General features: G+C 67.8%; 24 protein-coding genes. 11 read left to right on the forward strand and 13 right to left on the reverse strand.

The genetic code is table 11. The features are described from left to right. Positions 1 to 60: 60 nt before the first annotated feature. Positions 61 to 870, reverse strand: coding sequence for an FHA domain-containing protein (locus tag C1930_RS12195; RefSeq protein ID WP_108756547.1), 810 nt, complete (start codon positions 868 to 870; stop codon positions 61 to 63). A gap of 125 nt (positions 871 to 995) precedes the next feature. On the opposite strand from C1930_RS12195, the gene C1930_RS12200 reads away from it, so the two are divergent. From C1930_RS12200 to C1930_RS12210, 3 genes are all read left to right on the forward strand, one after another. Further along, on the forward strand, positions 996 to 1271 hold the full coding sequence (locus C1930_RS12200) for a polyhydroxyalkanoic acid system family protein (RefSeq protein WP_108749971.1): 276 nt from the start codon (positions 996 to 998) through the stop codon (positions 1269 to 1271). An 80-nt stretch (positions 1272 to 1351) separates the two neighbouring features. Continuing rightward, positions 1352 to 1840, forward strand: a complete 489-nt coding sequence (locus C1930_RS12205) for a phasin family protein (RefSeq protein WP_108771853.1) — start codon at positions 1352 to 1354, stop codon at positions 1838 to 1840. Between the two features lie 236 nt (positions 1841 to 2076). After that, positions 2077 to 3096, forward strand: coding sequence for a restriction endonuclease (locus C1930_RS12210; RefSeq protein WP_108771854.1), 1020 nt, complete (start codon positions 2077 to 2079; stop codon positions 3094 to 3096). A gap of 49 nt (positions 3097 to 3145) precedes the next feature. On the opposite strand, the gene C1930_RS12215 is transcribed toward C1930_RS12210, so the two are convergent. The 4 genes from C1930_RS12215 to C1930_RS12230 all read right to left on the reverse strand — a co-directional run bounded on the left by C1930_RS12215 (position 3146) and on the right by C1930_RS12230 (position 6004). After that, positions 3146 to 3538, reverse strand: coding sequence for a type II toxin-antitoxin system HicB family antitoxin (locus C1930_RS12215; RefSeq protein ID WP_108756549.1), 393 nt, complete (start codon positions 3536 to 3538; stop codon positions 3146 to 3148). Positions 3539 to 3546: 8 nt separating this feature from the next. Further along, on the reverse strand, positions 3547 to 3618 hold the full coding sequence (locus C1930_RS20650; RefSeq protein ID WP_325051543.1) for a hypothetical protein: 72 nt from the start codon (positions 3616 to 3618) through the stop codon (positions 3547 to 3549). 242 nt (positions 3619 to 3860) lie between these two features. Beyond that, the gene (gene hutC, locus C1930_RS12225) at positions 3861 to 4589 is read right to left on the reverse strand and encodes a histidine utilization repressor (RefSeq protein WP_108756550.1); all 729 of its coding nucleotides are present in this window, start codon (positions 4587 to 4589) and stop codon (positions 3861 to 3863) included. 44 nt (positions 4590 to 4633) lie between these two features. Continuing rightward, complete coding sequence (locus tag C1930_RS12230; protein WP_108771855.1) at positions 4634 to 6004, reverse strand: formimidoylglutamate deiminase; 1371 nt, start codon at positions 6002 to 6004, stop codon at positions 4634 to 4636. A 67-nt stretch (positions 6005 to 6071) separates the two neighbouring features. Here C1930_RS12230 and hutI point away from each other — a divergent pair, with 67 nt between their 5' ends. The 5 genes from hutI to C1930_RS12255 all read left to right on the forward strand — a co-directional run bounded on the left by hutI (position 6072) and on the right by C1930_RS12255 (position 13665). Further along, entirely contained in the window at positions 6072 to 7295 is a 1224-nt protein-coding gene (hutI, locus tag C1930_RS12235) for an imidazolonepropionase (RefSeq protein WP_108772593.1), read from the forward strand. Continuing rightward, entirely contained in the window at positions 7292 to 8833 is a 1542-nt protein-coding gene (gene hutH / locus C1930_RS12240) for a histidine ammonia-lyase (protein ID WP_108771856.1), read from the forward strand. Before hutI ends, hutH begins: the two co-directional genes overlap by 4 nt. Then, entirely contained in the window at positions 8830 to 9684 is an 855-nt protein-coding gene (hutG, locus tag C1930_RS12245; RefSeq protein WP_108771857.1) for an N-formylglutamate deformylase, read from the forward strand. The genes hutH and hutG overlap by 4 nt, the downstream gene beginning before the upstream one ends. Further along, a complete protein-coding gene (gene hutU / locus C1930_RS12250) occupies positions 9681 to 11348 on the forward strand; it encodes a urocanate hydratase (RefSeq protein WP_108771858.1) in 1668 nt (555 codons plus the stop codon). Before hutG ends, hutU begins: the two co-directional genes overlap by 4 nt. Positions 11349 to 11556: 208 nt before the next feature. After that, a complete protein-coding gene (locus C1930_RS12255; RefSeq protein WP_108771859.1) occupies positions 11557 to 13665 on the forward strand; it encodes a TonB-dependent receptor in 2109 nt (702 codons plus the stop codon). Positions 13666 to 13737: 72 nt separating this feature from the next. Here C1930_RS12255 and C1930_RS12260 read toward each other — a convergent pair whose 3' ends face one another. From C1930_RS12260 to C1930_RS12270, 3 genes are all read right to left on the reverse strand, one after another. Then, positions 13738 to 14259: a hypothetical protein gene (locus tag C1930_RS12260; RefSeq protein WP_108771860.1), complete on the reverse strand. Its 522-nt coding sequence runs from the start codon at positions 14257 to 14259 to the stop codon at positions 13738 to 13740. Between the two features lie 17 nt (positions 14260 to 14276). After that, positions 14277 to 15176, reverse strand: a complete 900-nt coding sequence (locus C1930_RS12265; RefSeq protein ID WP_108771861.1) for a hypothetical protein — start codon at positions 15174 to 15176, stop codon at positions 14277 to 14279. A gap of 111 nt (positions 15177 to 15287) precedes the next feature. After that, positions 15288 to 15668, reverse strand: a complete 381-nt coding sequence (locus tag C1930_RS12270) for a VOC family protein (protein ID WP_108771862.1) — start codon at positions 15666 to 15668, stop codon at positions 15288 to 15290. A 129-nt stretch (positions 15669 to 15797) separates the two neighbouring features. On the opposite strand from C1930_RS12270, the gene C1930_RS12275 reads away from it, so the two are divergent. Further along, positions 15798 to 16106, forward strand: a complete 309-nt coding sequence (locus C1930_RS12275) for a hypothetical protein (RefSeq protein ID WP_108756559.1) — start codon at positions 15798 to 15800, stop codon at positions 16104 to 16106. A 24-nt stretch (positions 16107 to 16130) separates the two neighbouring features. On the opposite strand, the gene C1930_RS12280 is transcribed toward C1930_RS12275, so the two are convergent. Beyond that, a complete protein-coding gene (locus C1930_RS12280) occupies positions 16131 to 16706 on the reverse strand; it encodes a TetR/AcrR family transcriptional regulator (protein WP_108771863.1) in 576 nt (191 codons plus the stop codon). 69 nt (positions 16707 to 16775) lie between these two features. Here C1930_RS12280 and C1930_RS12285 point away from each other — a divergent pair, with 69 nt between their 5' ends. Beyond that, complete coding sequence (locus C1930_RS12285; RefSeq protein ID WP_108771864.1) at positions 16776 to 17321, forward strand: thioesterase family protein; 546 nt, start codon at positions 16776 to 16778, stop codon at positions 17319 to 17321. A gap of 10 nt (positions 17322 to 17331) precedes the next feature. Here the strand turns inward: C1930_RS12285 and C1930_RS12290 are convergent, their stop codons facing one another. Further along, on the reverse strand, positions 17332 to 18456 hold the full coding sequence (locus C1930_RS12290) for an agmatine deiminase family protein (protein WP_108771865.1): 1125 nt from the start codon (positions 18454 to 18456) through the stop codon (positions 17332 to 17334). 107 nt (positions 18457 to 18563) lie between these two features. Between C1930_RS12290 and C1930_RS12295 the strand changes: the two genes are divergently transcribed. Further along, complete coding sequence (locus C1930_RS12295) at positions 18564 to 19439, forward strand: LysR family transcriptional regulator (RefSeq protein ID WP_108771866.1); 876 nt, start codon at positions 18564 to 18566, stop codon at positions 19437 to 19439. 12 nt (positions 19440 to 19451) lie between these two features. On the opposite strand, the gene C1930_RS12300 is transcribed toward C1930_RS12295, so the two are convergent. From C1930_RS12300 to C1930_RS12310, 3 genes are all read right to left on the reverse strand, one after another. After that, on the reverse strand, positions 19452 to 20198 hold the full coding sequence (locus C1930_RS12300) for an SGNH/GDSL hydrolase family protein (protein ID WP_234412656.1): 747 nt from the start codon (positions 20196 to 20198) through the stop codon (positions 19452 to 19454). A gap of 172 nt (positions 20199 to 20370) precedes the next feature. Then, positions 20371 to 22758, reverse strand: a complete 2388-nt coding sequence (locus C1930_RS12305) for a GH92 family glycosyl hydrolase (RefSeq protein WP_108771868.1) — start codon at positions 22756 to 22758, stop codon at positions 20371 to 20373. Positions 22759 to 22893: 135 nt separating this feature from the next. Continuing rightward, positions 22894 to 23235 carry a hypothetical protein gene (locus C1930_RS12310; RefSeq protein WP_159093607.1) on the reverse strand — a complete coding sequence of 114 codons (342 nt, stop codon included), beginning with the start codon at positions 23233 to 23235 and terminating at the stop codon, positions 22894 to 22896. Between the last annotated feature and the right edge of the window lie 39 nt (positions 23236 to 23274).

Consider the following 23274-nt stretch of genomic DNA (forward strand, 5'->3'; position numbering starts at 1 on the left):
GCACCTACCGAAGCGGGGTGGGTCGGGCGGTAGCGCCGGGCCATGCCCGGCGGAGCGGGTTCAGCGCGCGCCGAACCAGAGCAGCAGGCTGAGCACGCCAGCCAGCAGGAGGGCGCTGACCAGCAGCCACGGCCAGCGGCGCACGTGACGCGGCGCCGCCGGGGCCACCGGCGCCTGCTCGCTGTCTGCCGCCTCGTCGTCCGGGCTGGGCGCCGGGCGCCGGCGCGGGTCGTGCGGCACTTCCAGCACGAAGCGATGCTGGCCGTCGAACACCAGCTGGTCACCGGCCTGCAGCCAGCAGTGGCGCACGGCCACGCCGTTCACCCGGCTGCCTTCGGCACTGCCCAGGTCACGCAGCAGTACCCGCTCGCCATGCAGTTCGACCCGAGCGTGCTGGTCGGCGAAGGCCGGCTCATCAATAGCGATGTCGGCATCGTCACCGCGACCGATCACCCGCGGCCGTGCCAGGGTGAAACCGCGGCCATGGTGCAGGCCGCCCACGCCGCGCAACACGCGCTGTTCGTCGATGCCCGGATCAGCCTGCGCCGTCGGCGCCGGTGCCTGCAGCAGGGTTTCCACCTCGCCCTGCAGGACCATTTCCACGCCGTCCACGTACACCGCATCACCCGCACGCAGCAGGGCCATGCGGCGCACCGGGCGACCATTCACGTGGATGCCACGGATACCGTTGCCGACCTGCAGCCACAGACCGCGATCATCCAGGCAGAACTGGGCCAGCAGCAGGGCGCCGTTGCCGGCATCGCCCAGCCGCACGCTGCCATTGGCCTGGCGCACGATGCGCTGCACCCCGGGCCGCAGCGGCTGGTCGGGCTGTTGGTGTTGACTGAAGTGAACAAGCAGGTTCTGCACGCGGCGCAGACTAGCAGGTTGACCGCCAACGCAGAAGAACCCCGCGTGAGTGCTTGGCGCCGCGCCCGCCGATGCGCACAATGACCGCCCTCTTACTACAACCCGGCCCTGCGCCAGGAGCCTGCATGTCCAGCATCGACGTCCGCCACGCCCACTCCCTGCCCGACGCGCAGGCGCGCGAGGCCATCGAACAGGTGGCCGCCAAGCTGTCTGAGCGCTTCGGCCTGAAGTCGAGCTGGGCCGCCGACGTACTGAACTTCAGCGGCAGCGGCGTGGACGGTGCCATCGAACTGCAGCCGGGCGCGGTGCGCGTGACCGCCAAGCTCGGTTTCCTGCTGTCGGCCATGAAGGGCATGGTGGAAAGCGAGATCCAGCGTGTGCTGAAGGAAAAGCTGGGCTGAACCCCGGCGCCGGGCCATCACGGCCCAGCAACGCAACGCCGCGCTACTCTCGGGGCAGGCCCAACCTCCCCGGGAGTGCGATGAACACTTACGACAACGACGACCGCCGCGATGATGACGCCAGCTTCGGCGAGCAGGCGGGGCGCTTTTCGCGCAAGTTGAGCGATTCGGCACAACAGGTCTGGCTGGCCGGGCTGGGCGCACTGGGCCGGGCACAGGCCGAAGGCAACCGCTTCTTCGATGGCCTGGTGAAGGAAGGCGAAGCCTGGGAAGCGCGCCGCCGCGAACGCAGCGGCGAACAGGGCCCGGGCTGGCGCGACAATGTGGAACAGTCACTGGATGAGGCCCGCGAAAAGGCGTCGGGCACCTGGACGAAGGTGGAGAAGGCCTTCGACGAACAGGTGCAGGGCGTGCTGAAACGCATGCATGTGCCCACCGCGCAGGATGTGACTGCACTGGAAGCTCGCTTGGATGCGCTGCATGCGCGCCTGGCCAAGCTGGAAAACCGTGCCGCATCGGGCACTGATGCCCCCGCCCCCGGCAGCCACCAGGGGCCGGGCGCCGCCTGACCGGCCAATTGTTGCAATGCAATAAAATTTATCTGACAATCGCGAGAACCCGCCAATCGCTTCGCCTGCCGTTTGTTCCCTCCCCTCACGGCTTCAGGATTGGCGGGTTTTTTCGTGTCTGCACAGCGCTGATCTGCGCGCTGCATCACGCTTCTTGTCGGGAACACCCTGACGCAATCGCCCAGTGTGGCCTTTACACTGTCGGCTTCTGAATTTTTCCTTCCGTTCGCACCTGCATGCTCCCTTGGATTCTGGCCCTGCTGTCGGCCCTGCTCATCTGTACCCTGGCTGTTGTCTACCTGTGGTGGGTGAAGCGGCGGCAAACGGAAATGCGACTGGGCCTGCAGGCCCTGGCCGGTATGCATTGGCGTGAGTTTTCCACGCTGATCAAGCGCATGCTGAGCGAGCAGCGCGGGCTGCGCGAGGCGCATGACGCGGACGAGGATGCGCGCGAGCCGCGCAGCGATTTCGTGCTGACCGACGGCCCCAACACCTGGATGGTCTGGTGCAAGCACGGCCTGGCCTACCGCATTGGTACGGCAGCGGTGAACGAGCTGGGCGCGGCCACGCGCCTGGGCGGCGCCAAGGGTGGCCTGTTGATCACCGAAGGGCGGGTGGAGCGTGATGGCCTGGCTGCCGCCGAGAAGCAGGCGGTGGAAGTGCTGGACGGCCCGCGCCTGTGGCCGCTGCTGCAGCCTTACCTGCCAGGCGATATCGAAAGCCGCGTGCGTGCCAGCGCCCGCCACGAGGCCGTGCGCCGCATCGCCATTTCCGCACTGGGCGCGGTGACCGTGGGCCTGCTGGTCGGGGTCAGCCTGCAGGGGCTGCACGCCGATGCACCGGTTGCCGCCCCAGAGCCTACGCCCGTGGCCGCTTCCAGCGCAGCGGTTGCACCAGCCGCCCCCGTGGCAGCGCCGTCACCTGCGGCGGATGCGGCCCCGGCCAGCGCGCCCGTGGTGCCGGCCGCCAAGGCCGGCGACGACAGCCGCAGCAACCCCAATCCCGATGCGGCCACGCTGGAGCGCTACCAGGCCGAACTGGCCCGCGCCCTGGCCGGCCAGAGCGGCATTGCCAGCGGCGTCTGGCTGACCCGGCAGACCCTGGCCATCAACCGCACCGGCGAACTGGAGCAGGTCTGGCCGCGCGTCTGCCAGGAAGTGCTGCGCTACCCCGCCCTGCGCACCGTGCGCGTGCAGCTCAACGCCCGCCCGGGCGTGGACGAGCCGGTGCGCTGGCGGCAGTGCGCCACGTATTGAGTGGTGCGCCATCCACGCATGGCGTGGATGGTTGCGCCGCCCGCCGCCGTCAAGCCAACGCGGCAAGATGGGCGATGTAGCTTGAACGTGTTTCCCCGGCCGCCTTGGCCTGCGCATCCAACCTGGACAGGATCCGTCGCGGCAGGCTGATGTTCACCCGCTCGATGGTGTCATCCAGCAGTGCTGGATCAATGCTGATATAGGCAAGAATCCATTGCGTTCCACCTGCCGCGTCGGCGACCAGTTTCTGTGGTGCAGACGGTGTTGGAATCGAGTGCCCGGCATCCAGTGCGGCGTCAATCCAGGCAAGCGCAGCCTCTTCCGCCGAACGCAGGGCGTCATCGAGCGTGTCCGCGGCAGAGAAGCAGCCCGGTAGATCCGGCACCACCACGCCCCAAGCAGTGTGTTCATCACCGGCTTCGATCAAGACTGGATATCGCATGGGAGCCTCTACTTCAGTCCAGCGAGCTTCCGGATTGCCTTGACCAGGCCAATTCCCAGATCCTTCCTGGGATGGGGCACGGTAACGATGTGCGATTATGTCCCCGCTCTTCATCCCGGGGACGATACACACCGTCCACACGCCCCGACAGAGTTCAAGGCGACAGATCTACCCGTTGAAGGAACGCCATCCACGCATGGCGTGGATCTACCGGCATGGTGTCACCCATGGGGTGGATCACCCGTGCGGGGTCCCGGCATTACGTGTACCACCCCTGCGTGGTCTCACCCGGTAGATCCACGCCATGCGTGGATTGGCCGCCTCAGCGCCCGCCCGGCGCGAAGCGCGCCACCAGGTCCCAGGCATCGCCCAGGAACACCTGCCGCACCCGGGTGATCGGCTGATCGCCGCGCCAGGTCAGGCGCTCGATCACCAGGCAGGCGGTGCCCGGCGCCACCTGCAGCAGCTTGGCCGCGGCGGCGTCGGCGCCCCAGGCACTGATGCGGTGCTGGGCGCGGGTCCAGGACACGTTCTGCAGCAGCCAGCTGCCGGGCGCGGTGGTGCTGAAATCCACCGCCAGCACTTCGGGCACGCCCACCGGGCTGATCAGGCGATGTTCCAGCGCCAGCGGCCGGTCATCGGCCAGATGCAGGCAGCGCATCGCCAACAGCGAGCCCGCACCGGCCAGCTCTTCTTCGCCGGCATTACCCGCGCTGGCCCCGCGCAGCTCGCGCTGCAGCAGGCGGTAGCTGTACTGATGGCCACGCGAGCCGACTTCCATCGCGATATCGGGAATTTCCAGCGCCACCTGTTCCAGGTGCGGCGGCTGCCGGGCCACGAACGAACCGGCCCGGCGCCGACGCTCGATCATGCCGCTCTCGGCCAGCGCGGTCAGCACCTTGTTAACCGTCATCCGCGAACAGCCGTACTGTTCCATCAGCTCGTGTTCGTACGGAATGCGGAAACCCGGCGCCCACTCTCCACTTAGGATGCGGCTTTCCAGATCGCTGCGGATACGCTGGTTGAGCGTGGCGGACTTGCGGGCCTTCACGGGGGTGGGGGTCTCGATGAGGATCTCGACAAACAGGGAGGCGATCAGCCCAGCACGCCACGCAGGGCAGCGGCAAAGACGGTGGTGATGGCCTCGCGCTGCAGATGGCGGCCGTCGGCCACGACCTGGCGGCCATGGCGCCAGACCGAACGCAGCGCGCCATTACGTGCAGCGAAGACCCAGCTGTCAAGCCATGCGTCATTCTGTCGCGCCTGCAGCGCCGGGTGCGCGGCGTCCAGTTCCAGCAGATCGGCACTGGCGCCAACCTGCAGGCCGGCGGCCACGCCCAGCGCCTGCGCACCGCCGTGCAGGGCGCCTTCGAACAGGAAGCGGCCACTGCTGCGGCGGGCGTCCGGGGCCAGCACGTTGCGGCCGCGCAGGCTCAGACGCTGGCCATATTCCAGCAGGCGCAGCTCTTCGGCCGCGTCGATCAGCACGTTCGAATCGGAGCCGACGCCGAAGCGCCCGCCTTCGCGCGCGAACGCCTGCATCGGGAACAGGCCGTCGCCCAGGTTGGCCTCGGTGATCGGGCACAGGCCGGCCACCGCCTGGCTGGCCACGATCGCGGCGCGCTCGTCGTCGGTGATGTGGGTGGCATGCACCAGGCACCAGCGCGCATCCACCGGCGCATGGTTGTACAGCCACTGCACCGGGCGCTGGCCGCTCCAGGCCAGGCAGGCGTCGACTTCGCGCACCTGCTCGGCGATATGAATGTGCACGGGGCCTTCGGTCAACGGCAGCAGCGCGCTCAGTTCTTCACCGGTCACTGCCCGCAGGCTGTGCGGCGCGATGCCCAGCACCGCATCGGGCAGGGCGGCCAGGGCCGGCTTGGCCGCATCCAGCAGCTGCGCGAAACCTTCCACGTCGTGGATCAAGCGGCGCTGCGCGGGATTGGGCGGCGCGCCGCCGAAATCGGCGTGCGCATAGAACACCGGCAGCAGAGTCAGGCCGATGCCGGTCTGCGCCGCAGCGGCGGCAATGCGCGCGCTCATCTCGGCGCGGTTCGCGTACCGCTGGCCATCGGCGTCGTGGTGCAGGTAGTGGAATTCGCCCACCCGGGTGAAGCCGCTTTCCAGCATTTCCATGTACGCCTGCGCGGCAATGGCCTGCACGGCATCGGGACGCAGGTGCGCCAGGAAGCGGTACATCAGCTCGCGCCAGCTCCAGAAGCTGTCGCCGTCGCCGCCGCCGATCTCGGTCAGCCCCGCCATGCCGCGCTGGAAGGCGTGGCTGTGCAGATTCGGCAGGCCCGGCACCGCGATGCCGACGCGGGTATCCCCTGCTTCGGCAGCCTGCCCCGTGCTGATCGCGGTGATGCGACCGTGCTGCACCTGCAGGCGCACGTCACGGGCCCAGCCGTCGGCCAGCAAGGCATGGGCGGCGTGGAAAGCGGCAGGGGAACGCGAATCAGACATGGCTGGACAACCCGAAAGGGACGCTTATATTGTATAGACATATAAGCACAGCCGCGTAGTGGATGCCATGCACGTCGACACCCTCTGGTCCAATGTCCACCTGATGACCCTTGATGGCGAGGGCCTGGGAATCATCCGCGACGGCGTGCTGGCCTGCGCCGACGGCCGCATCGTGCACGTCGGCCCGGCCGGCAGCGATACCCACCTGCGCCCGACCACGCGTTTCGATGGCGAGGGCCGCTGGATCTCGCCCGGGCTGGTCGACTGCCACACGCACCTGGTCTACGCCGGCAACCGCGCCAACGAATTCGAGCAGCGCCTGCAGGGCGTCAGCTATGCCGATATCGCCCGCGCCGGCGGCGGCATCGTCTCCACCGTACGCGCCACCCGTGCCGCCAGTGCGGAGCAGTTGGCCGCAGAAAGCCGCCCACGCCTGCTGGCGATGCGTGCCGAAGGCGTGACCACGGTCGAGATCAAATCCGGCTATGGCCTGACCCTGGCCGACGAACGCAAGCAGTTGCAGGTCGCGCGCGCGCTGGGCGAGCAATGCCAGGTGAACGTGGCCACCACCTTCCTGGGCGCGCACGCGGTGCCGCCGGGCCGACAGGCGCAGGAGTACACCGACGAGGTGTGCAACGTGATGATTCCGGCCATCGCCGCCGAAGGCCTGGCCGAAGCGGTGGACGTGTTCTGCGAGAACATCGCGTTCTCGCCCGCACAGGCGCGGCAGGTGTTCGAGGCGGCCCGTGCCAGCGGCCTGGCGGTGAAGATCCACGCCGAACAGATGAGCAACCAGCATGGCGCCGAACTGGCCGCCGGCTTCGGTGCGCTGTCGGCCGACCATATCGAACATCTGGATGCGGCCGGCATCGCCGCCATGGCCGCCGCCGGCACCGTGGCCGTACTGCTGCCCGGCGCCTTCTATTTCACCCGCGATACCACCCTGCCCCCGATTGCCGCGCTGCGTGCGGCCGGCGTGCCGCTGGCCCTGGCCACCGACAGCAACCCCGGCACCTCGCCGCTGACCAGCCCGCTGCTGGCCATGAACATGGGCGCCACCCTGTTCCGCCTGACCGTGGACGAATGCATTGCCGGCTTCACCCGTGAAGCGGCGCGCGCGCTGGGCCGCGGCGAACGCATCGGCCGCCTGGCCGTGGGCATGGACTGCGACCTGGCGATCTGGGACATCGACGCGCCGGCCGACCTGGTCTATCGCATGGGATTCAACCCGCTGCACGCGCGCGTGGTGCGCGGGCAGCCCGACCTGCCTGCTTCCTGGAGCAACACATGAGCAACACCCTGGTTCTTCGCCCCGGCCATGTCACCCTTGCCCAGTGGCGGCAGGTCTACCGCGGCGCGCCGCTTGCACTGGACCCGGCCGCGCTGCCGGTGGTGCGCGCCAGTGCCGCCGCCGTGGCCGCCATCGTCGCCAAGGGCGCGCCGGTGTATGGCATCAACACCGGCTTCGGCAAGCTGGCCAGCGTGCGCATCGAGCGCGAAGACCTGGCCACCCTGCAGCGGAACATCGTGCTGTCGCATGCCGCTGGCGTGGGCGAACCGATGCCGGCCAGCGTGGTGCGGCTGATGATGGCGCTGAAGCTGGTCAGCCTGGCCCAGGGTGCTTCAGGCGTGCGCGAAGAAACCCTGTTGCTGCTGGAAGCGATGCTGGTGAAGGGCGTGCTGCCGGTGGTGCCCGCGCAGGGTTCGGTGGGTGCGTCCGGCGATCTGGCACCGCTCTCGCACCTGGCCAGCGTGATGCTGGGCGTGGGCGAGGCCTTCGTTGGCGAAGAGCGCCTGCCGGCCGTGGAAGCCCTGGCACGCGCGGGCCTGCAGCCGGTGGAACTGGGCGCGAAGGAAGGCCTGGCCCTGCTCAACGGCACCCAGTTCTCCACCGCGTACGCGCTGGCCGGGCTGTTCGAGATCGAGACCGTGTTCCAGGCCGCGCTGGTGACCGGCGCACTTTCCGTGGAAGCGGCCAAGGGCTCGGACACGCCGTTTGATCCGCGCATCCATGCCATCCGTGGCCAACGCGGGCAGATCGCCACCGCCGCCACCCTGCGTTCGCTGATGCAGGGCTCGGACATCCGCGAATCGCACCGCGACAACGACGTACGCGTGCAGGACCCGTACTGCCTGCGCTGCCAGCCGCAGGTGATGGGCGCGGCACTGGACATCCTGCGCCAGGCGGCGACCACGCTGGAAATCGAAGCCAACGGCGTGTCCGATAATCCGCTGGTGTTCACCGATACCGGCGAAGCGTTGTCCGGTGGCAACTTCCACGCCGAGCCGGTGGCCTTCGCCGCCGACATGCTGGCGATGGCGGTGTGCGAGATCGGGTCGATCAGCGAGCGCCGCCTGGCCATGCTGGTGGACCCGGCACTGTCCGGCCTGCCGGCGTTCCTGACCCCGCGCCCCGGTTTGAATTCCGGCTTCATGATTCCGCAGGTGACCGCTGCGGCGCTGGTTTCGGAAAACAAGCAGCGCGCGTACCCGGCCAGTGTCGATTCGATCCCGACCTCGGCCAACCAGGAAGACCATGTATCGATGGCCGCACATGGCGCGCGCCGCCTGATGCAGATGGCCGAGAACGCGGCCAACGTGATCGGCATCGAGCTGCTGGCCGCGGCCCAGGGCTGCGATTTCCACGCGCCCCTGCGCTCCAGCGCCGCACTGGAAACCGTGCGCGCCACCCTGCGCGCGCAGGTGCCGACGCTGGAAGAAGACCGCTACTTCCACCCGGACATGGTGGCCGCCACCGATCTGGTGCGCAGCGGTGCGCTGGCACAGGGCCTGGGTGACCTGCTTCCCACCGTGGAGCCGCAGGCATGAATGCCCGCCCCGACTGGCTGACGGTGCACGAGGGCGATGCCCCGCTGATTGTCAGCTTCCCGCATACCGGCAGCGAACTGCCGCACGAGCTGATGGGCGACTACCACTCGCCGTGGCTGGCGCGGCGCGATGCCGACTGGTGGGTGCACGAGCTGTACGACTTCGCGCGCGGCATGGGCGCGACCACCGTGCGTTCGGCGATCTCGCGTTCGGTGATCGACCTCAACCGCGACCCGAGTGGCGTTTCGCTTTACCCGGGCCAGAACACAACCGGCCTGTGCCCGCTGACCACCTTCGACAACCAGCCGCTGTACCACGCAGGTCGCGAGCCGGACGAAGCGGAAATCGCGCGCCGCCGCGACACGTATTTCGCGCCCTACCACGATGAACTGGCCGCACAGATCGCGCGTCTGCGCGCGCAGCACGGTACGGTGGTGGTGTACGACGCGCATTCGATCCGTTCGCACATTCCGCATCTGTTCGATGGCGAACTGCCGCAGTTCAACCTGGGCACCGCCGGTCCGTCTGGCGCACCGGATACGTCCTGCGACAACGCGCTCAGCGATGTGGTGGAAAACCTGCTGAAGATCAGCAGCATGAGCCAGGTGCGCAACGGCCGCTTCAAGGGCGGCTGGATCACCCGGCATTACAGCGACATCCCCGGCGGCGTGCATTCGCTGCAGATGGAACTGGCCTGCCGCGGGTACATGCACGAGCCGCTGCCCGACCAGGTGGACGAGCACAGCTGGCCCACCCCGCTGGACCCCGACCACGCCGCACCGCTGCGCCACACCCTGGCGCAGGTGCTCAACGCCTGCCTTGAATTCGCTACCAACCGGAGCGCCGCATGACCCGCAACGACCCCAGCCGCACCATCACCGCGCCGACCGGTACCACGCTGAATGCCAAAAGCTGGCTGACCGAGGCGCCGCTGCGCATGCTGATGAACAACCTGCACCCGGACGTGGCCGAGCGCCCGCAGGAACTGGTGGTGTACGGCGGCATCGGCCGCGCCGCGCGCGACTGGGAAAGCTTCGATGCCATCGTGGAAACGCTGAAGCGGCTGGACGATGACCAGACCCTGCTGGTGCAGTCAGGCAAGCCGGTGGGCGTGTTCCGCACCCATGCCGATGCGCCGCGCGTGCTGATCGCCAATTCCAACCTGGTGCCGCGCTGGGCCAACTGGGACCACTTCAACGAGCTGGATAAGAAGGGCCTGGCCATGTACGGCCAGATGACCGCCGGCAGCTGGATCTACATCGGCGCGCAGGGCATCGTGCAGGGCACCTACGAAACCTTCGTGGAAATGGGCCGCCAGCACTACAACGGCAACCTGGCCGGCAAGTGGCTGTTCACCGGTGGCCTGGGCGGCATGGGCGGCGCACAGCCGCTGGCCGCGGTGATGGCCGGTGCCTCGTGCCTGGCGGTGGAATGCCGCAAGAGCAGCATCGACATGCGCCTGCGCACCGGTTACCTGGACACCTGGACCGACAACCTGGACGAGGCGCTGCGCCTGATCGAGGAATCGTGCACGGCCAAGAAGCCGCTGTCGGTGGGCCTGCTGGGCAACGTGGCCGACGTGCTGGACGAACTGCTGATCCGCGGCGTGAAGCCGGACCTGCTGACCGACCAGACCTCGGCCCACGACCCGGTGAACGGCTACCTGCCGCAGGGCTGGACCGTGGAGGAATGGGACCAGAAGCGCGTTTCCGCGCCGAAGGTCGTGGAAAAGGCCGCGCGCGAATCGATGGCCAACCACATCCGCGCCATGCTCGGCTTCCATGCGCTGGGCGTGCCCACCGTGGATTACGGCAACAACCTGCGGCAGATGGCGCTGGAAGAAGGCGTGGACGATGCCTTCGATTTCCCCGGCTTCGTGCCGGCCTATATCCGCCCGCTGTTCTGCCGCGGCATCGGCCCGTTCCGCTGGGCCGCACTGAGCGGCGATCCGGAAGACATCGCCAAGACCGATGCCAAGGTGAAGGAACTGATTCCGGACAACCCGCACCTGCACCGCTGGCTGGACATGGCCGCCGAGAAGATCAAGTTCCAGGGCCTGCCGGCACGCATCTGCTGGGTCGGTCTGGGCGACCGTGATCGCCTGGGCCTGGCGTTCAACGAGATGGTGGCCAACGGTGAACTGAAGGCGCCGGTAGTGATCGGCCGCGACCATCTGGACAGCGGCAGCGTGGCCTCGCCGAACCGCGAAACCGAAGCGATGGCCGACGGCTCCGATGCAGTGTCCGACTGGCCGCTGCTCAATGCCCTGTTGAACACCGCCAGCGGCGCCACCTGGGTGTCGCTGCACCATGGCGGCGGCGTGGGCATGGGCTTCTCGCAGCATGCCGGCATGGTGATCGTCTGCGACGGCACCGAAGCGGCCGCCAAGCGGATTGGCCGCGTGCTGTGGAACGACCCGGCCACCGGCGTGATGCGCCATGCCGATGCCGGATATGAGATCGCGGTGGAATGCGCGAAGGAGAAGGGATTGGATCTGCCGGGGATTCTGCGCTGATCGAGAGTCGCCGGGCATGGCCCGGCGCAACCGGGATGCTCCTGTAGAGTCGAGCTTGCTCGACTGCTCTTCTCGCCGTCCCGGGAAAGGCCAGTCGAGCCAGCTCGACTCTACAAGAGCGCGGGCGGCCCATACGCTGCCGGTGGGTGACGTGGCGCGCGCGACCTGTTAACTTGCGCGCCACTTTCGTGGTTTACAGCCTGTCCGCATGTCGCTTCCGTCGTACCGCCCCACCCCGTCGCTGCTGTTCCTGGCCGTGTCCTTCAGCCTTGCTGCCCCGGCCAACGCCGCCCCGCAGGCCACCACCCTCGATGCCGTGCAGGTGACCGCTGCCGATGCCAGCGCGCAGGCACGTGAGGCGCTGAAGCGCGTGCCGGGCGCCAGCAATGTCATCGATGTGGCCAAGGCCGACAGCCGGTTGTCCAGCAGCGCCGATGTGCTGGCCTACCAGCCGGGCATCAGTGCGCAGTCGCCGGGCAACGAGGGCACCAAGGTGTCGATCCGCGGCTCAGGCATCAACCGTGGACCCGGCGCGCATGCCTCGGGCATCGCCGTTTCCCTCGATGGCCTGCCGTTGACCGGCGCGGGCGGCACGCCCTACGAACTGCTGGAACCGCTGTGGCTGTCGCGGGTGGAGGTGCTGCGCGGCGCCAACGGCTTCGAGCGCGGTGCGCTGGCACTCGGCGGCGCGATCGACTACGTCAGCCGCAGCGGCCGTGATTCGGCCGGTGTGCAGCTGCATTACGAAGCCGGCAGCCGTGGCTACCAGAAGCGCGGCATCAGCTGGGGCGGCGTCAGCGGCGATGTCGACTACTTCCTCGCCTATACCGATACCGAGTTTGACGGCTACCAGGACCACGCGCGTGGCGATGGCAAGGGCGCGATGGCCAACATCGGCTGGCAGATCACCCCGGACCTGCAGACCCGCTTCTTCGTGCGCTACCGCGAGACCAATCACGAAACGCCCGGACGCCTGACCCGCGCGCAGATCCGCAACGACCCACGCGCGGCCAACGCCGCCAACCTGGCCATCGACGCGCGCCGCCCGCAGCCGGGCAGCACCTGGATCGGCAACATGACCACGCTGCAGATCGACGAGGATTCCTCGCTGCAGGCCGGGCTGGTCTATCACAAGTACCCGATGGACTTGAACGAGAGCCTGTACCGCCAGCAGCTGGATTACGCCAATCTGAATGCCACGCTGGACTACCACCGTCGCCATCTGCTGTTCGGGCGGGACAGCGAAACCACCGTCGGCCTGCGCGTAACCCACGACCTGCAGGCGAACGTGCGCGAGTCGCTGCGCTTTGCCAGCAATGGCTACGCCGCCGGTACCCGCACGCGTGATTTCCGCCACCACGGCACCGACAGCACCCTGCACATCAGCAACAGCCTGGCCTTGAACGAGCGCCTGCGCGTGCAGACCGGCCTGGCCCTGATCAACACCCAGCGCGACGTGCAGGTGACCTGGCCCAGCAGTGGTGGCCGCCTGCGCGAGCACGACTGGGACTATGCGCCGCGCCTGGGCTTCACCTGGCAGCACAGCGCGCAGACGCAGTGGTTCGGCAACCTGAGCCGTTCGGTGGAAGCGCCGCATCCGTGGTCGATGATCTGGGGTTCGAACCAATACTTCGCTGCGGGCAACGGGCCGTCCACCGGCCGCCAGCGCAGCCCGGTGCCGATGCAGAACCAGACCGCCACCACGCTGGAACTGGGTGCGCGCGGTGACGCGGCGCTCGGCCGCTGGGAGCTGACCGGCTACTACGCGCACGTGAACCACGAGCTGCTGACGGTGGAACTGCAACCGGTGCCGAACCTGTTCATCGCCGAAAACAACGCCAGCCCTACCGTGCACCGTGGCATTGAAGCCGGCCTGGACAGCACCCTGTGGCAGGGCGTGCCGGGCCGCCTGTCACTGCGCCAGGCGTACACCTTCAGCGATTTCCGCTATCGCCACGATGCGCGCTTCGGCAGCAACCGCCTGCCCGGCCTGCCGCAGCACAGCTACCAGGCCGAACTGCGTTTCGATCACGTCTCGGGCCTGTACGCGGCGCTGAACACCGAATATGCCTCGCGCATTGCCGTGGATTACGCCAACAGCTACTGGGCCGACAGCCACGTGATCTTCGGCAGCCGCATCGGTTACGACGCACCGGGTGGCCGCTGGCAGGCCTGGGCCGAAGTGCGCAACATCGGCGACCGCCATTACGCGGCAACGGTCACGCCCGGCTATGACGACGCCGGCAAGGACGTGGCCCGTTCGACACCGGGCGAAGGCCGTGGCGTCTATGCAGGGATGCGCTGGCGCTTCGACTGAGCACGGCGATTGGCGCCGGGAACATCCCGGCGCCCGCCAGCGCAGAAGTGATTCAAGCCCGGACGATGCGGATCAGGAAATACGCCAGCGCGGCAGTCGCTCGCTGCGCTTCCACAGCGTCGGTGCAGAGCCGATCAGCAGCACCGCCATCAGCCACTTCGGCGATGTGCTGAGCAGTGCAGTAGCCCAGCCCGCATCAACGGCTGCAGCGTCTTCCTGCCAGGGGTTGTAGCCCAGATACAACACGCTGCCCGTGCGCCACAGCAGCACCGCCCCCACGGCCAGCATGAACAACGCCAGGCTGCGGCACGTCCAGCGCTGCGAGGTCGTACCCCATTCGCGCGACAGCGCGACCAGCACGCTGACCAGCGACACGGCGATCAACACCACCAGGGCGATATCCACCTCGCGCCCGACGCGTTCGTATCGGCAGGCACGGCATTTCGCCTCTTCGCTGGCGGTCGCCGCTTCGGTGGCCGGCACCGCGGCGGGAGGCGACGACTGTGCCAGGCCGGTGAGCGGCAGCAGCAGCGCCAGAACCACCCCCAACGCCCATCGAAACCAGATGCTGTTGCTGCGCATTGCGATATCCATTTCGCGTCTCCTTCCTGTCAGTTGATCTGTTCGCCCCGTATCGGGGCACGCCCCACGGCGGCTGCGTACTCCGCCGCCCAGTCCTCCCGCTCAAATACCCAACGGCCATCCTCTCGGTGCAGCAGGAACTTTTCCTGCTGACCATGGCCGCTGAAGCAGCTGCCACTGACCACCGAAATCATCGCCCACTGCCCGTCGACACTGAACACCGGGCGTGACAGCGAAACGATCTGCAGCTGCCGTTGGGTCACGTTCCCGTCGCAGCCCGGCCCGCCCTCCGCCTTCATCCTCTGCAACTGTTGAAGGGTCATGCGCTGCGCACCCGCCAGCGCCTGCTCGGGCACACGCGAACGCCGCGCATTGGCGGCGCGCTGTGCAGCCTCCAGTTCCTGCCGCAGCCGGAACAGCGCCTCACCTTCGTCATCGGGGAAACGGGCCAGCGGAGCATCATTCTGGCAATCGGTCATGGCGGGCCGCTGCCTGCAGAAAGGCAACGTCCACTCCATCACCCTGGCCCACGAAGGCGCCGGGGTATCCAGCGTGGGCTGTCGCGGTGGTCGCCAGCGCCCGACATTCTTCACCGCAGGCGCGGTGTCGGCGGGCGTGGTCATGTCCGCCCTTGCCGCCGGAACCGCTGTACCTGTGTGCGGCGAGGACGGGAGTGGCAAGGCAGCGACCTCCTGCCTCGACAGCGCTTTCACCATCGGCGGCGGCGGGGGCAGCGGCGGAAGCGGCGGCTGGACCTGCCGGATCGCCAGCGCCATCACCTCGGCCTGCATCTGCGCAGTGCCCAGCACCACGGGCCTTGGACCGATGCGGACCGGTGGCGCCTGCCACGCGCGCTCCACCAGCAGCGCCAGCGCCACAAAGGCCGCGACCAACCACAAGATGCGCCTCCAGGTGATGCGTACGTGCATGATCCTCCCTGCTTCGTCCTGCAACCTTGGCGCCACGCTACGGCGCGCGCGCCACTTGGATCGGCGTGACCACATCGGGCGCCAGCGTCTGCGCCAGCCAACCCAGTGCGGTCAAGGCGTTGCTCCCTTGTAGACAGCCTCGATACGATGACCATCCGGGTCGACAACAAAGGTGGCGTAGTAATGGTCGCCGTAATCGATGCGCAGCCCGGGGGCACCGTTGTCACGCCCGCCCGTGGCCAGCGCCGCTGCATGGAATGCATCCACGGCCTCGCGCGATGGTGCGGCAAACGCAAGATGGAAGCCCGGCCCGGGCGCCAGCGCATCGTCACGCTGTTTCAGGCACAGGATGTCTTCATCGTCGATCAGGCCGTAGCCGATCGCCTCGTCGTCCTCAAACACGCGGCGGAAACCGAGCGCTGCCAGGGCGGCATCGTAGAAACGCGCGGCGGTATCCAGATCACGGACACCCAGGGAGAGGTGGTGCAGCATGCGGACATCCTTGCCGGGCACGCGGTGGTGGTGATGGCCGATTCTAACCGCGAATGAACGTGACTGCGGCATGGCGCTGCTGCAGCGGGGCCGCTATCGTGGCTGGCCTGACACAGGACGTTGCACGCCATGCAGGCCCGCCAGTTCACCCGCCCCCTTGCGCTCCTTCTTTTCGTGCCGATGATCGGCCTGGCCGGCTGGGGATCGTGGGCCGCCACCTACTGCTTCAGCGACGGCTGCCTGGGGGTCATCCTGCTCTGGATGGCTGCATTGGCTGCCCTGGTCGTACAGGCCCTGCTGGTGCTGCCACTGCATGCCTGGGCGTTGAAGCGGCAGGGCTTGCCGGCGCAGGTCGGTTACCTGTGCTGGCTGGCGGCATCAATCGTTTCGGTGGTGGTTCCGGTGCTGCTCGGCTGGCTGTACATGCTGTTCAAATAGCACGCTGCTCAACCCGCCGACCGCTCAACCCACGCGCGCCGCCTTCAGCAGTTGCGCGGCTACCTGGTCGAACGGGGCGATGTCCTGCAGCGCGCGGCTCATCGCCACCGCGCCTTCCACGCTGGCAATGACCAGGCTGGCCAGAGCCGCGGCCTGTTCCGGCGCATGACCATCGCTGATGAAGGCCTGGGCCAGGTGCCCCTGCCAGCGCGCGAACACCTCGGCCGCCGCCGCGCGCGGCTGGCTGGCAACCGCCTCCACGGGCTCTTCCACGGCCGCGGCAAGTACCGGGCAGCCGGCCCGGAACTGCGAGCGCAGCAGGCGCTCGCGCCACATCGCCAGGAATCGTTCCAGACCAGGCACGGCGCCATCGCGCAGCAGTTCCAGTAGCAGGGCTTCCACCTTGTCGCCGGCCAGCGTCGTGGCCTTGGCCAGCAGTTCCTGCTTGCCGCCGGGGAAGTGGTGGTAGGTCGACCCCAGCGGGGCTTCGGCCAGCTTGGTGACCTCGCGGATGCTGGTGGCATTGAGGCCCACCCGCGCCAGCATCTGGGCCGCCGCATCGATGACACGCTGGGGGGCATCGCTCGCGCGTGGGCTCATGCTGGGCTCCTTGCTAGGACAGTCGTCATAGATTAGCGTAACGCCCGTTCTATAACAGTCGTCATAGCCATGAATCTCTGGTTCCGCCTGCTCCACCTGCTGCTGTGCAGCCTCTTCCGCCCGCGCCTGGATGCCCCGTTCGGGGTGTCACGCCTGCAGTTCCGCGTGCTGCCCAACGACCTGGACAGCAACCTGCACATGACCAACGGCCGCTACTGGAACATCTATGATCTGGGCCGGCTGGACCTGATCCTGCGCATGGGCCTGGGCAAGGTGGCGCTGCGCGAGAAATGGGCGCCCATCGTCGGCGCCGGCACCATCCAGTTCCGCCGCGAACTGCGCCCGTTCCAGCGCTACACCCTGGAAACCCGACTTGCCGGCTGGGTGGGCACGCGGGTGATCATGGAACAACGCGTACTGATCGGGCCGGAACAGAAAATCGCCACGCGGGCGTTGCTGGTCACCGGCATCTACGACCGGCGCGCGCGTGCCTTCGTCGGCATGGAACGGATGATGGAGGCCATTGGCAGCACTACGCCGCCCTCGCCGCCACTGAGTGCAGCGGCCGAAGCGCTGCTGGCGGCAGATGCGGCGTTGAAGCGCGACGACGGCTGAGCAGCGCCGCTCAGACCTGCGGCATGTTCTTGGTGACGCAGTGGATGCCGCCGCCACCGCCAGCAATCGCATCGATATCCACCTGCTCGATGGTGCGACCGGGATACAGGTCCTGCAGCAGTTCACGGCAGTAGCCATCGGCCTTCGCATCGCCAAACTGCGGTGCGATCACCGCACCATTGATCGGCAGGTAATTGATGTAGCCCCGGGCCAGATCATCATTGTCACGGGTATGCACGTTGTCGCGCCCACCCAGCGGCGGCGGCAGCGTATGCACCTGCAGCCTGCGACCGTCGGCATCGGTTGCTGCGCGCAGGATACGCAGATGCTCGCGGGTCAGGTCGTAATCGTAGGATTCCGGATCGTTGTCCAGGTTGGCGATCACCACGCCCGGGCGCACGAAGCGCGCATAGAAATCCACGTGTGCATCGGTGATGTCTTCACCGGCAATGCCCGGCAGCCAGATGACCTTGCGCAGGCCGAGATGGTGTTTCAGTTCGGCTTCGATATCGGCACGCGACCAGCCCGGATTTCGGTTGCGGTTCACCCAGCAGCTTTCGGTGAGGATGGCCGTGCCATGCCCATCGACCTCGATGCCACCGCCCTCGCCCACCAGATCGCTTTCCAGCAGGGTGGCACCGGTGGCCTGTGCCAGCCAGCGCGCCACGGCGCCATCGTTGCGCGCGGATTGCTTGCCACCCCAGCCATTGAAGTTGAAGTCGACCAGGCCCAGCCCACCGCGGTGGTCGGTAACGAAGCAGCCGCCGTAGTCGCGCACCCAGATGTCATCCAGCGCAACGTCGAGGAACTCTATGTTGTCGCGGCCACAGCGCGCCCGCGCCAACGGCAGATCTGCCGGCCGGCACAGCACGCTGACCGGCTGGTAGCGCGCGATGGTGCGTGCCAGGCGGGCAATGGCCTCGTTCACGGCACCGGCCTGCGCCCCCCAGACCCGCGGCTGCGCCGCGAAGGCCAGGAACACCCGTTCCTGCGGGGCGTGCTCGTCGGGCATGCGCCAGCCAGGCACAGTCGATGCCTGCACACGCGTGGCCGTGCCGCCCAGGCCCAGTGCCGCGACGGCGCCCAGACCGGCAGCAGTGGCCAGTTGGTTCAGAAAGTAGCGACGGGTATTCATGGCGGGATCCGACAGGGGCGCAAGGGATGAAATGCATGCTGCGCTTGCCCACTGTTAAGCACAAACGATAAATTTACCCAACTTCTGATCACTTCTACTTATCTGAAATGCTCAAGCACTGGCCCTCACTCACGGCCCTGCGTGGTTTCGAGGCGGCTGCCCGGCTGGGCAGTTTCCATCGTGCCGCTGAAGCGCTGCACCTGAGCCAATCGGCCATCAGCCAGCAGATCCGAGGCCTGGAGGAGTCCCTGCAGCAGCCGCTGTTCTTCCGCCAGGGGCGCAGCGTGACGCTCACCGATGCCGGCGTTGATCTGCTGGAAACCACCCAGGCCCTGCTGCGGCAACTGGCCAGTGGCATCCGTCGCCTCGATCAGTACCGCAAGCCCAACCAGTTGATCGTGAACACCACGCCCGCCTTTGCCCGCCATTGGCTGGTCCCCAGGCTGGCGGCCTTCGCCGAGCGCTTTCCCGAAGCCGACCTGTGGCTGCTGACCAGCGAAGACCCGCCGGACATGACCACCCAGACCGTGGACATCGCGGTGCGCGACGATCTGCAGGCACAGGCCGAGTGCCAGTTCCGCGTGCTGCTGCAGGACCAGTTGTATCCCGCCTGCCATCCGGATCTGCTGTCACGCCCCAGCGCACAGCGCTTGACCCTGCATGGCGAGCGCGAAATGGACTGGAGCCAATGGCAGGTACAGGGTGGCGCCGACGTTGGCCAGCGCAGCGAAGGCATGAATTTTTCCGAGCCCGGGCAGTTGCTGGATGCCGCCTGCCAGGGCCTGGGCATTGCCCTGGTCAGCGAGCTGCTGTCGGCCACCGCCCGCGAACGCGGCCTGCTGCATCCGCTCGCCACAGCGCGGGTACGTGGCCCGCAGTGGAGTTGGCTGGTCCACGACGACAGCGCGGAAGACCCTCTGGTACAAGGTTTTTGCCAGTGGCTGTGCGCTGCGCTGGCCGACCGCGATGGCCACGCTGCCTGAGCAGCGCGCGCTCTAGCGGCGCGGCTTCTGTGCCAATGCGCGCGCAATAGCGGCCTCAGCCAACGGCGCCATCAGCGCATAACCCTTCGCGGTGGGGTGCACGCCGTCGGCGGCCAGGGCCGGATCCAGGCCACCGGCTGCATTGGCCATGACCTTGTAATAGTCCAGGTACACGAGCCCCTGCGCGTGGGCGTACTGTTTGAGCGCGGCGTTCAGGGCGCGCACCTTCGGCGCAGGTTCGATGCCCGGCATCCACGGGTACTCGCTCACCGGCAGTACCGACGCCACCACCACGCGTATGCCGTGCACGCGCGCCAGCTCGACCATCGCGTGCAGGTTGTCTTCGATCATCGCCTGCGTGCTGGCACCGGTGTTGCCGGCGATATCGTTGGTACCGGCAAGGATGACCACCACGTCCGGCTGCAGCGCGATGACATCCTGGCCGAAGCGCAGCAGCATCTGCGGCGTGGTCTGCCCGCTGATACCGCGGTTGAGATAGCCCTTGCCGGGGAAGAACGCCGCAGGATCCTTTTCGCCCCACCCCTGGGTAATGGAATCGCCGAAGAACAGCACGCGCGGCACGCCGGCCTGCTTGGCGGGCACGCGCGCATTGGCTTCACGGTAGCGGCCCAGATCGGGCCAGTCGGAAAGGCGCTGCTGCATGTAGCGCACCTCATCCGGGCGGAGCTGGTCCACGGGCTTCACCAGCAAAGGATTGATCGCCACGGGCGGCCGCGCCTGAGCGCAGGTGGCGCTCATTGCGAGGGCCACTGCGGTGGCGCAGCATCGGGTAAGTAGAAAGTGGCTCATTGTTGTTCCTGGAGACTCTGGCTGCCGTTTGCCTGTTGCACGGTGAGGCCGGCACGGTCGGGGGGCGGCTCATCCACGCATGGCGTGGATCTACCGGTGGTTCATCCTCACAGGGCATCGATCAGCGGGGGCCGTGGGAGGGCGGAACATCCTGCGCGCCCCACTGCTCGTTCTTGGTGCTACCCAGCTCGAAGTCCAGGGTGCCGCCGCGCTGTACGAAACTGGCCGGCAGCCAGCTTGCGTTGCTGGCCCTGCCGTCCACCCGCAGCGACTGCACGTACGGCGCATCCATCGCTGCGCCGCGTGCACGCACCACGATCTTCGCACCCGGGCGGGTGATCACCGCTTCGGTGAACAATGGGCTGCCGATCACCAGGTCCGCGCGACCCGGGTACACCGGGTACAGGCCCAGCGCCGACCACACGTACCACGACGACATCTGGCCAAGGTCATCGTTGCCGGGCATGCCCTCGGGCGTGTTGGTCCAGATCTGGCGCATCGCCTGCCGCACGGTTTCCTGGGTCTTCCACGGCTGGCCGAGGAAGTTGTACAGCCACGGCGCGGCGATGGATGGTTCGTTGTCCAGTTCGGCGTGCAGCGGGCCGGACTTGGTCACCGCCCATGTACCGTCGGGCTTGCGGAAGAACGCATCGAGCCGCGCGATGCTGGCCTCGCGCCCACCCAATGCTGCGAACAGCCCGGCGGGATCGAACGGCACCATCCACAGGTACTGCGCACCGCTGCCTTCGACAAAACCTTCGTCGGCGGCCGGGTCGAACGCCGGCCAGCTGCCATCTGCGTTGCGCGGCTGGATGTAGCCCTGCTGCGCGGTGGCCTTCGGGTTGTACAGATTGCGCCACCAACCGGAGCGCTCACGGAACTGGCGCGCCCCCTGCACATCGCCGGCCGCCAGCGCCAGTTCGGACAGGCCGAAATCGGCGCTGACCATTTCCAGCGTATCGGCCGCGCTCCCCCACCCCGGTGCTCCTTCGGGCATGTAGTTCAGCGCCAGCCACTGGTCCAGGCCCGGGCGCTGGCCCACGCACAACACCGGGCAACCACGCGTGTCGAGATCGCGCGCGGTCGGAACGGTCGCGGCCTTCTTAAGCGAGGCGTAGGCACGCTGCAGATCGAAACTGCGCCCGCCGAACGCATGGATGGCCGCCACCGACGGCGGCGATGGATCGCCGTTCATCACGCCGGTGGCGCCGGTGATGTGGGTCCAGCGATCCCACACCCCGCCGTTCTGGTCGGCCTGGTTGAGCAGCGACTGCGCCACGTCCGAGCCCACCTGCGGCTGCAGCAGGGTCAGCAGCTGCAGCTGCGAACGGTAGACATCCCAGCCCGAGTAATTGGCGTACTGCGCCTGCTGCCGCTTGGCCAGCGCGTGCACCCTGCCGTCCATGCCGCGGTAACGCCCATCGGCATCGCTGTGCAGGTTGGGCGCCAGCATGGCGTGGTACAGCGCGGTGTAGAACACGGTCCGCTCATCGGGCGTGCCACCCTGCACCCGCACCTGGCCCAGCAGGTCATTCCACTTCGCACGCGTGGCGGCCTGGGTGGCGGCCACCGTGGTGCCCTGCGGACTCTCGCGGCGCAGGTTGGCCCGCGCGCCGGCTTCATCCACGTAGGAAATGCCGATGCGTGCGGTCACCACCGGCGTGCGCGTGGCATCGAAACTGATCCAGCCACCCGCGCCCTTGCCGGCCGGTGGGTGGCCCTTGCTGCCATAGGTGGTGCCGCCGCCGCCCTCGCGTGCGCCGGCCTGCACGGTGTCATCGCGCCAGGTGCCCCCCACCTCGAAGGGCTGGTCGAACTCGGCCACGAAATGCAGGGTGTAGTAGCTCTCGCGGCGATCTTCAGCCAGATAGCCGCAGAAGTTGCCGCTGGTGACCGAACCGCGCACGGTGCGCGTGGACGGGTCGATGATGAGGGTCGAATCGCTGCTGCCCACTTCGCTGTCGGAGGTGCGGAACAACAGGTTGGCCGGCTTGTCGGCCGGGAACTGGAACTGGCCGACCGCGGTGCGCGCCGTGGCCGCCAGGCTGACCGCCACCCCGTTGTCCAGGGTGAGTGTGTAGGCGCCGGGGCTGGCCGATTCCTTACGGTGGTCCAGCAGGCTGGTGTAACGCATGCCGGCATCGGCTGAAGACGGCGACAGCTCTACCGGCAGCGTGACCGGCATGAGCGGAATATCGCCGCTGGCACCGGTACAGCCGGTTCCATTGACGTGGGTCAGGCTGAAACCGCGCACGCCGTTGCTGCGCCACTCGTAGCCACCGGGGGCGGCAATGGGAAAACGCTTGCCTGGCAGCGCGGTCATTTCCGGGCTGAAGGCCACCATGCCGAAGGGCACCGTGGGCCCCGGGTAGACGTTGCCGGCGTTGGTGGTGCCGATGAAAGGATTGACCTCGGCGGCCAGGTCCTGTGCGGGCGCCCTGGCGGCCAGCAGCGGCAGCGGGGACAGCGTCAACACTGCGGAAACGACGACCAGCAACGAACGGGACATCGACAACTCCAGTGGAAGGTGGCACGCACGCGCCTTGAATCACTGAGAGTAGTACGCGCTGAGCGCCCTGCGACGGGCCGGAGGTCATGGTTGGCGGTACCCGGTCACGATCGCGGCCATCGGGCCGCGCGCCGATCAGTACAACGTGCCCAGCTTGAACAACGGCAGGTAGGCGGCAAACAGGGCGAGCGGAGTTGCCAGCATCACCGCCACGCTGCCGATCAACGCCGACAGCCGCGCACGTCCTGCCAGCCAGGCGGCAACCACCAGCGCTGGACCCAGCCAGGCCAGCCCGTAATTGTTGGCAAACAGCTGGGTGATCAGCGGCAGCGGCTGGCCCGCTTCGGCAAACCGCTCAACGAACTGCGGGATCGCAAACCGGCCCAGCGCGGTGCAACCCACGGCGGCTGTGCCGCTGGACAACAGGCCGATCAGCAGCCATCCCCATCCTGAGATTTTCTGCACAGCCTTTGTCATGAGTATCCGTGGCAAGAAGGGCCGCCCTGGGGCGGCCCT

Source organism: Stenotrophomonas sp. SAU14A_NAIMI4_8 (assembly GCF_003086695.1).
GTDB lineage: Bacteria > Pseudomonadota > Gammaproteobacteria > Xanthomonadales > Xanthomonadaceae > Stenotrophomonas.

What these genes read in the sequence shown, in the direction of transcription:
- C1930_RS12200 (WP_108749971.1), top strand. Translation starts at nt 996, where the DNA reads ATGTCCAGCATCGACGTCCGCCACGCCCACTCCCTGCCCGACGCGCAG.
- C1930_RS12205 (WP_108771853.1), top strand. Translation starts at nt 1,352, where the DNA reads ATGAACACTTACGACAACGACGACCGCCGCGATGATGACGCCAGCTTC.
- C1930_RS12210 (WP_108771854.1), top strand. Translation starts at nt 2,077, where the DNA reads ATGCTCCCTTGGATTCTGGCCCTGCTGTCGGCCCTGCTCATCTGTACC.
- C1930_RS12215 (WP_108756549.1), bottom strand. Translation starts at nt 3,538, where the DNA reads ATGCGATATCCAGTCTTGATCGAAGCCGGTGATGAACACACTGCTTGG.
- C1930_RS12230 (WP_108771855.1), bottom strand. Translation starts at nt 6,004, where the DNA reads ATGTCTGATTCGCGTTCCCCTGCCGCTTTCCACGCCGCCCATGCCTTG.
- hutI (WP_108772593.1), top strand. Translation starts at nt 6,072, where the DNA reads ATGCACGTCGACACCCTCTGGTCCAATGTCCACCTGATGACCCTTGAT.
- hutH (WP_108771856.1), top strand. Translation starts at nt 7,292, where the DNA reads ATGAGCAACACCCTGGTTCTTCGCCCCGGCCATGTCACCCTTGCCCAG.
- hutG (WP_108771857.1), top strand. Translation starts at nt 8,830, where the DNA reads ATGAATGCCCGCCCCGACTGGCTGACGGTGCACGAGGGCGATGCCCCG.
- hutU (WP_108771858.1), top strand. Translation starts at nt 9,681, where the DNA reads ATGACCCGCAACGACCCCAGCCGCACCATCACCGCGCCGACCGGTACC.
- C1930_RS12255 (WP_108771859.1), top strand. Translation starts at nt 11,557, where the DNA reads ATGTCGCTTCCGTCGTACCGCCCCACCCCGTCGCTGCTGTTCCTGGCC.
- C1930_RS12260 (WP_108771860.1), bottom strand. Translation starts at nt 14,259, where the DNA reads ATGGATATCGCAATGCGCAGCAACAGCATCTGGTTTCGATGGGCGTTG.
- C1930_RS12265 (WP_108771861.1), bottom strand. Translation starts at nt 15,176, where the DNA reads ATGCACGTACGCATCACCTGGAGGCGCATCTTGTGGTTGGTCGCGGCC.
- C1930_RS12270 (WP_108771862.1), bottom strand. Translation starts at nt 15,668, where the DNA reads ATGCTGCACCACCTCTCCCTGGGTGTCCGTGATCTGGATACCGCCGCG.
- C1930_RS12275 (WP_108756559.1), top strand. Translation starts at nt 15,798, where the DNA reads ATGCAGGCCCGCCAGTTCACCCGCCCCCTTGCGCTCCTTCTTTTCGTG.
- C1930_RS12280 (WP_108771863.1), bottom strand. Translation starts at nt 16,706, where the DNA reads ATGAGCCCACGCGCGAGCGATGCCCCCCAGCGTGTCATCGATGCGGCG.
- C1930_RS12285 (WP_108771864.1), top strand. Translation starts at nt 16,776, where the DNA reads ATGAATCTCTGGTTCCGCCTGCTCCACCTGCTGCTGTGCAGCCTCTTC.
- C1930_RS12290 (WP_108771865.1), bottom strand. Translation starts at nt 18,456, where the DNA reads ATGAATACCCGTCGCTACTTTCTGAACCAACTGGCCACTGCTGCCGGT.
- C1930_RS12295 (WP_108771866.1), top strand. Translation starts at nt 18,564, where the DNA reads ATGCTCAAGCACTGGCCCTCACTCACGGCCCTGCGTGGTTTCGAGGCG.
- C1930_RS12300 (WP_234412656.1), bottom strand. Translation starts at nt 20,198, where the DNA reads ATGAGCGCCACCTGCGCTCAGGCGCGGCCGCCCGTGGCGATCAATCCT.
- C1930_RS12305 (WP_108771868.1), bottom strand. Translation starts at nt 22,758, where the DNA reads ATGTCCCGTTCGTTGCTGGTCGTCGTTTCCGCAGTGTTGACGCTGTCC.
- C1930_RS12310 (WP_159093607.1), bottom strand. Translation starts at nt 23,235, where the DNA reads ATGACAAAGGCTGTGCAGAAAATCTCAGGATGGGGATGGCTGCTGATC.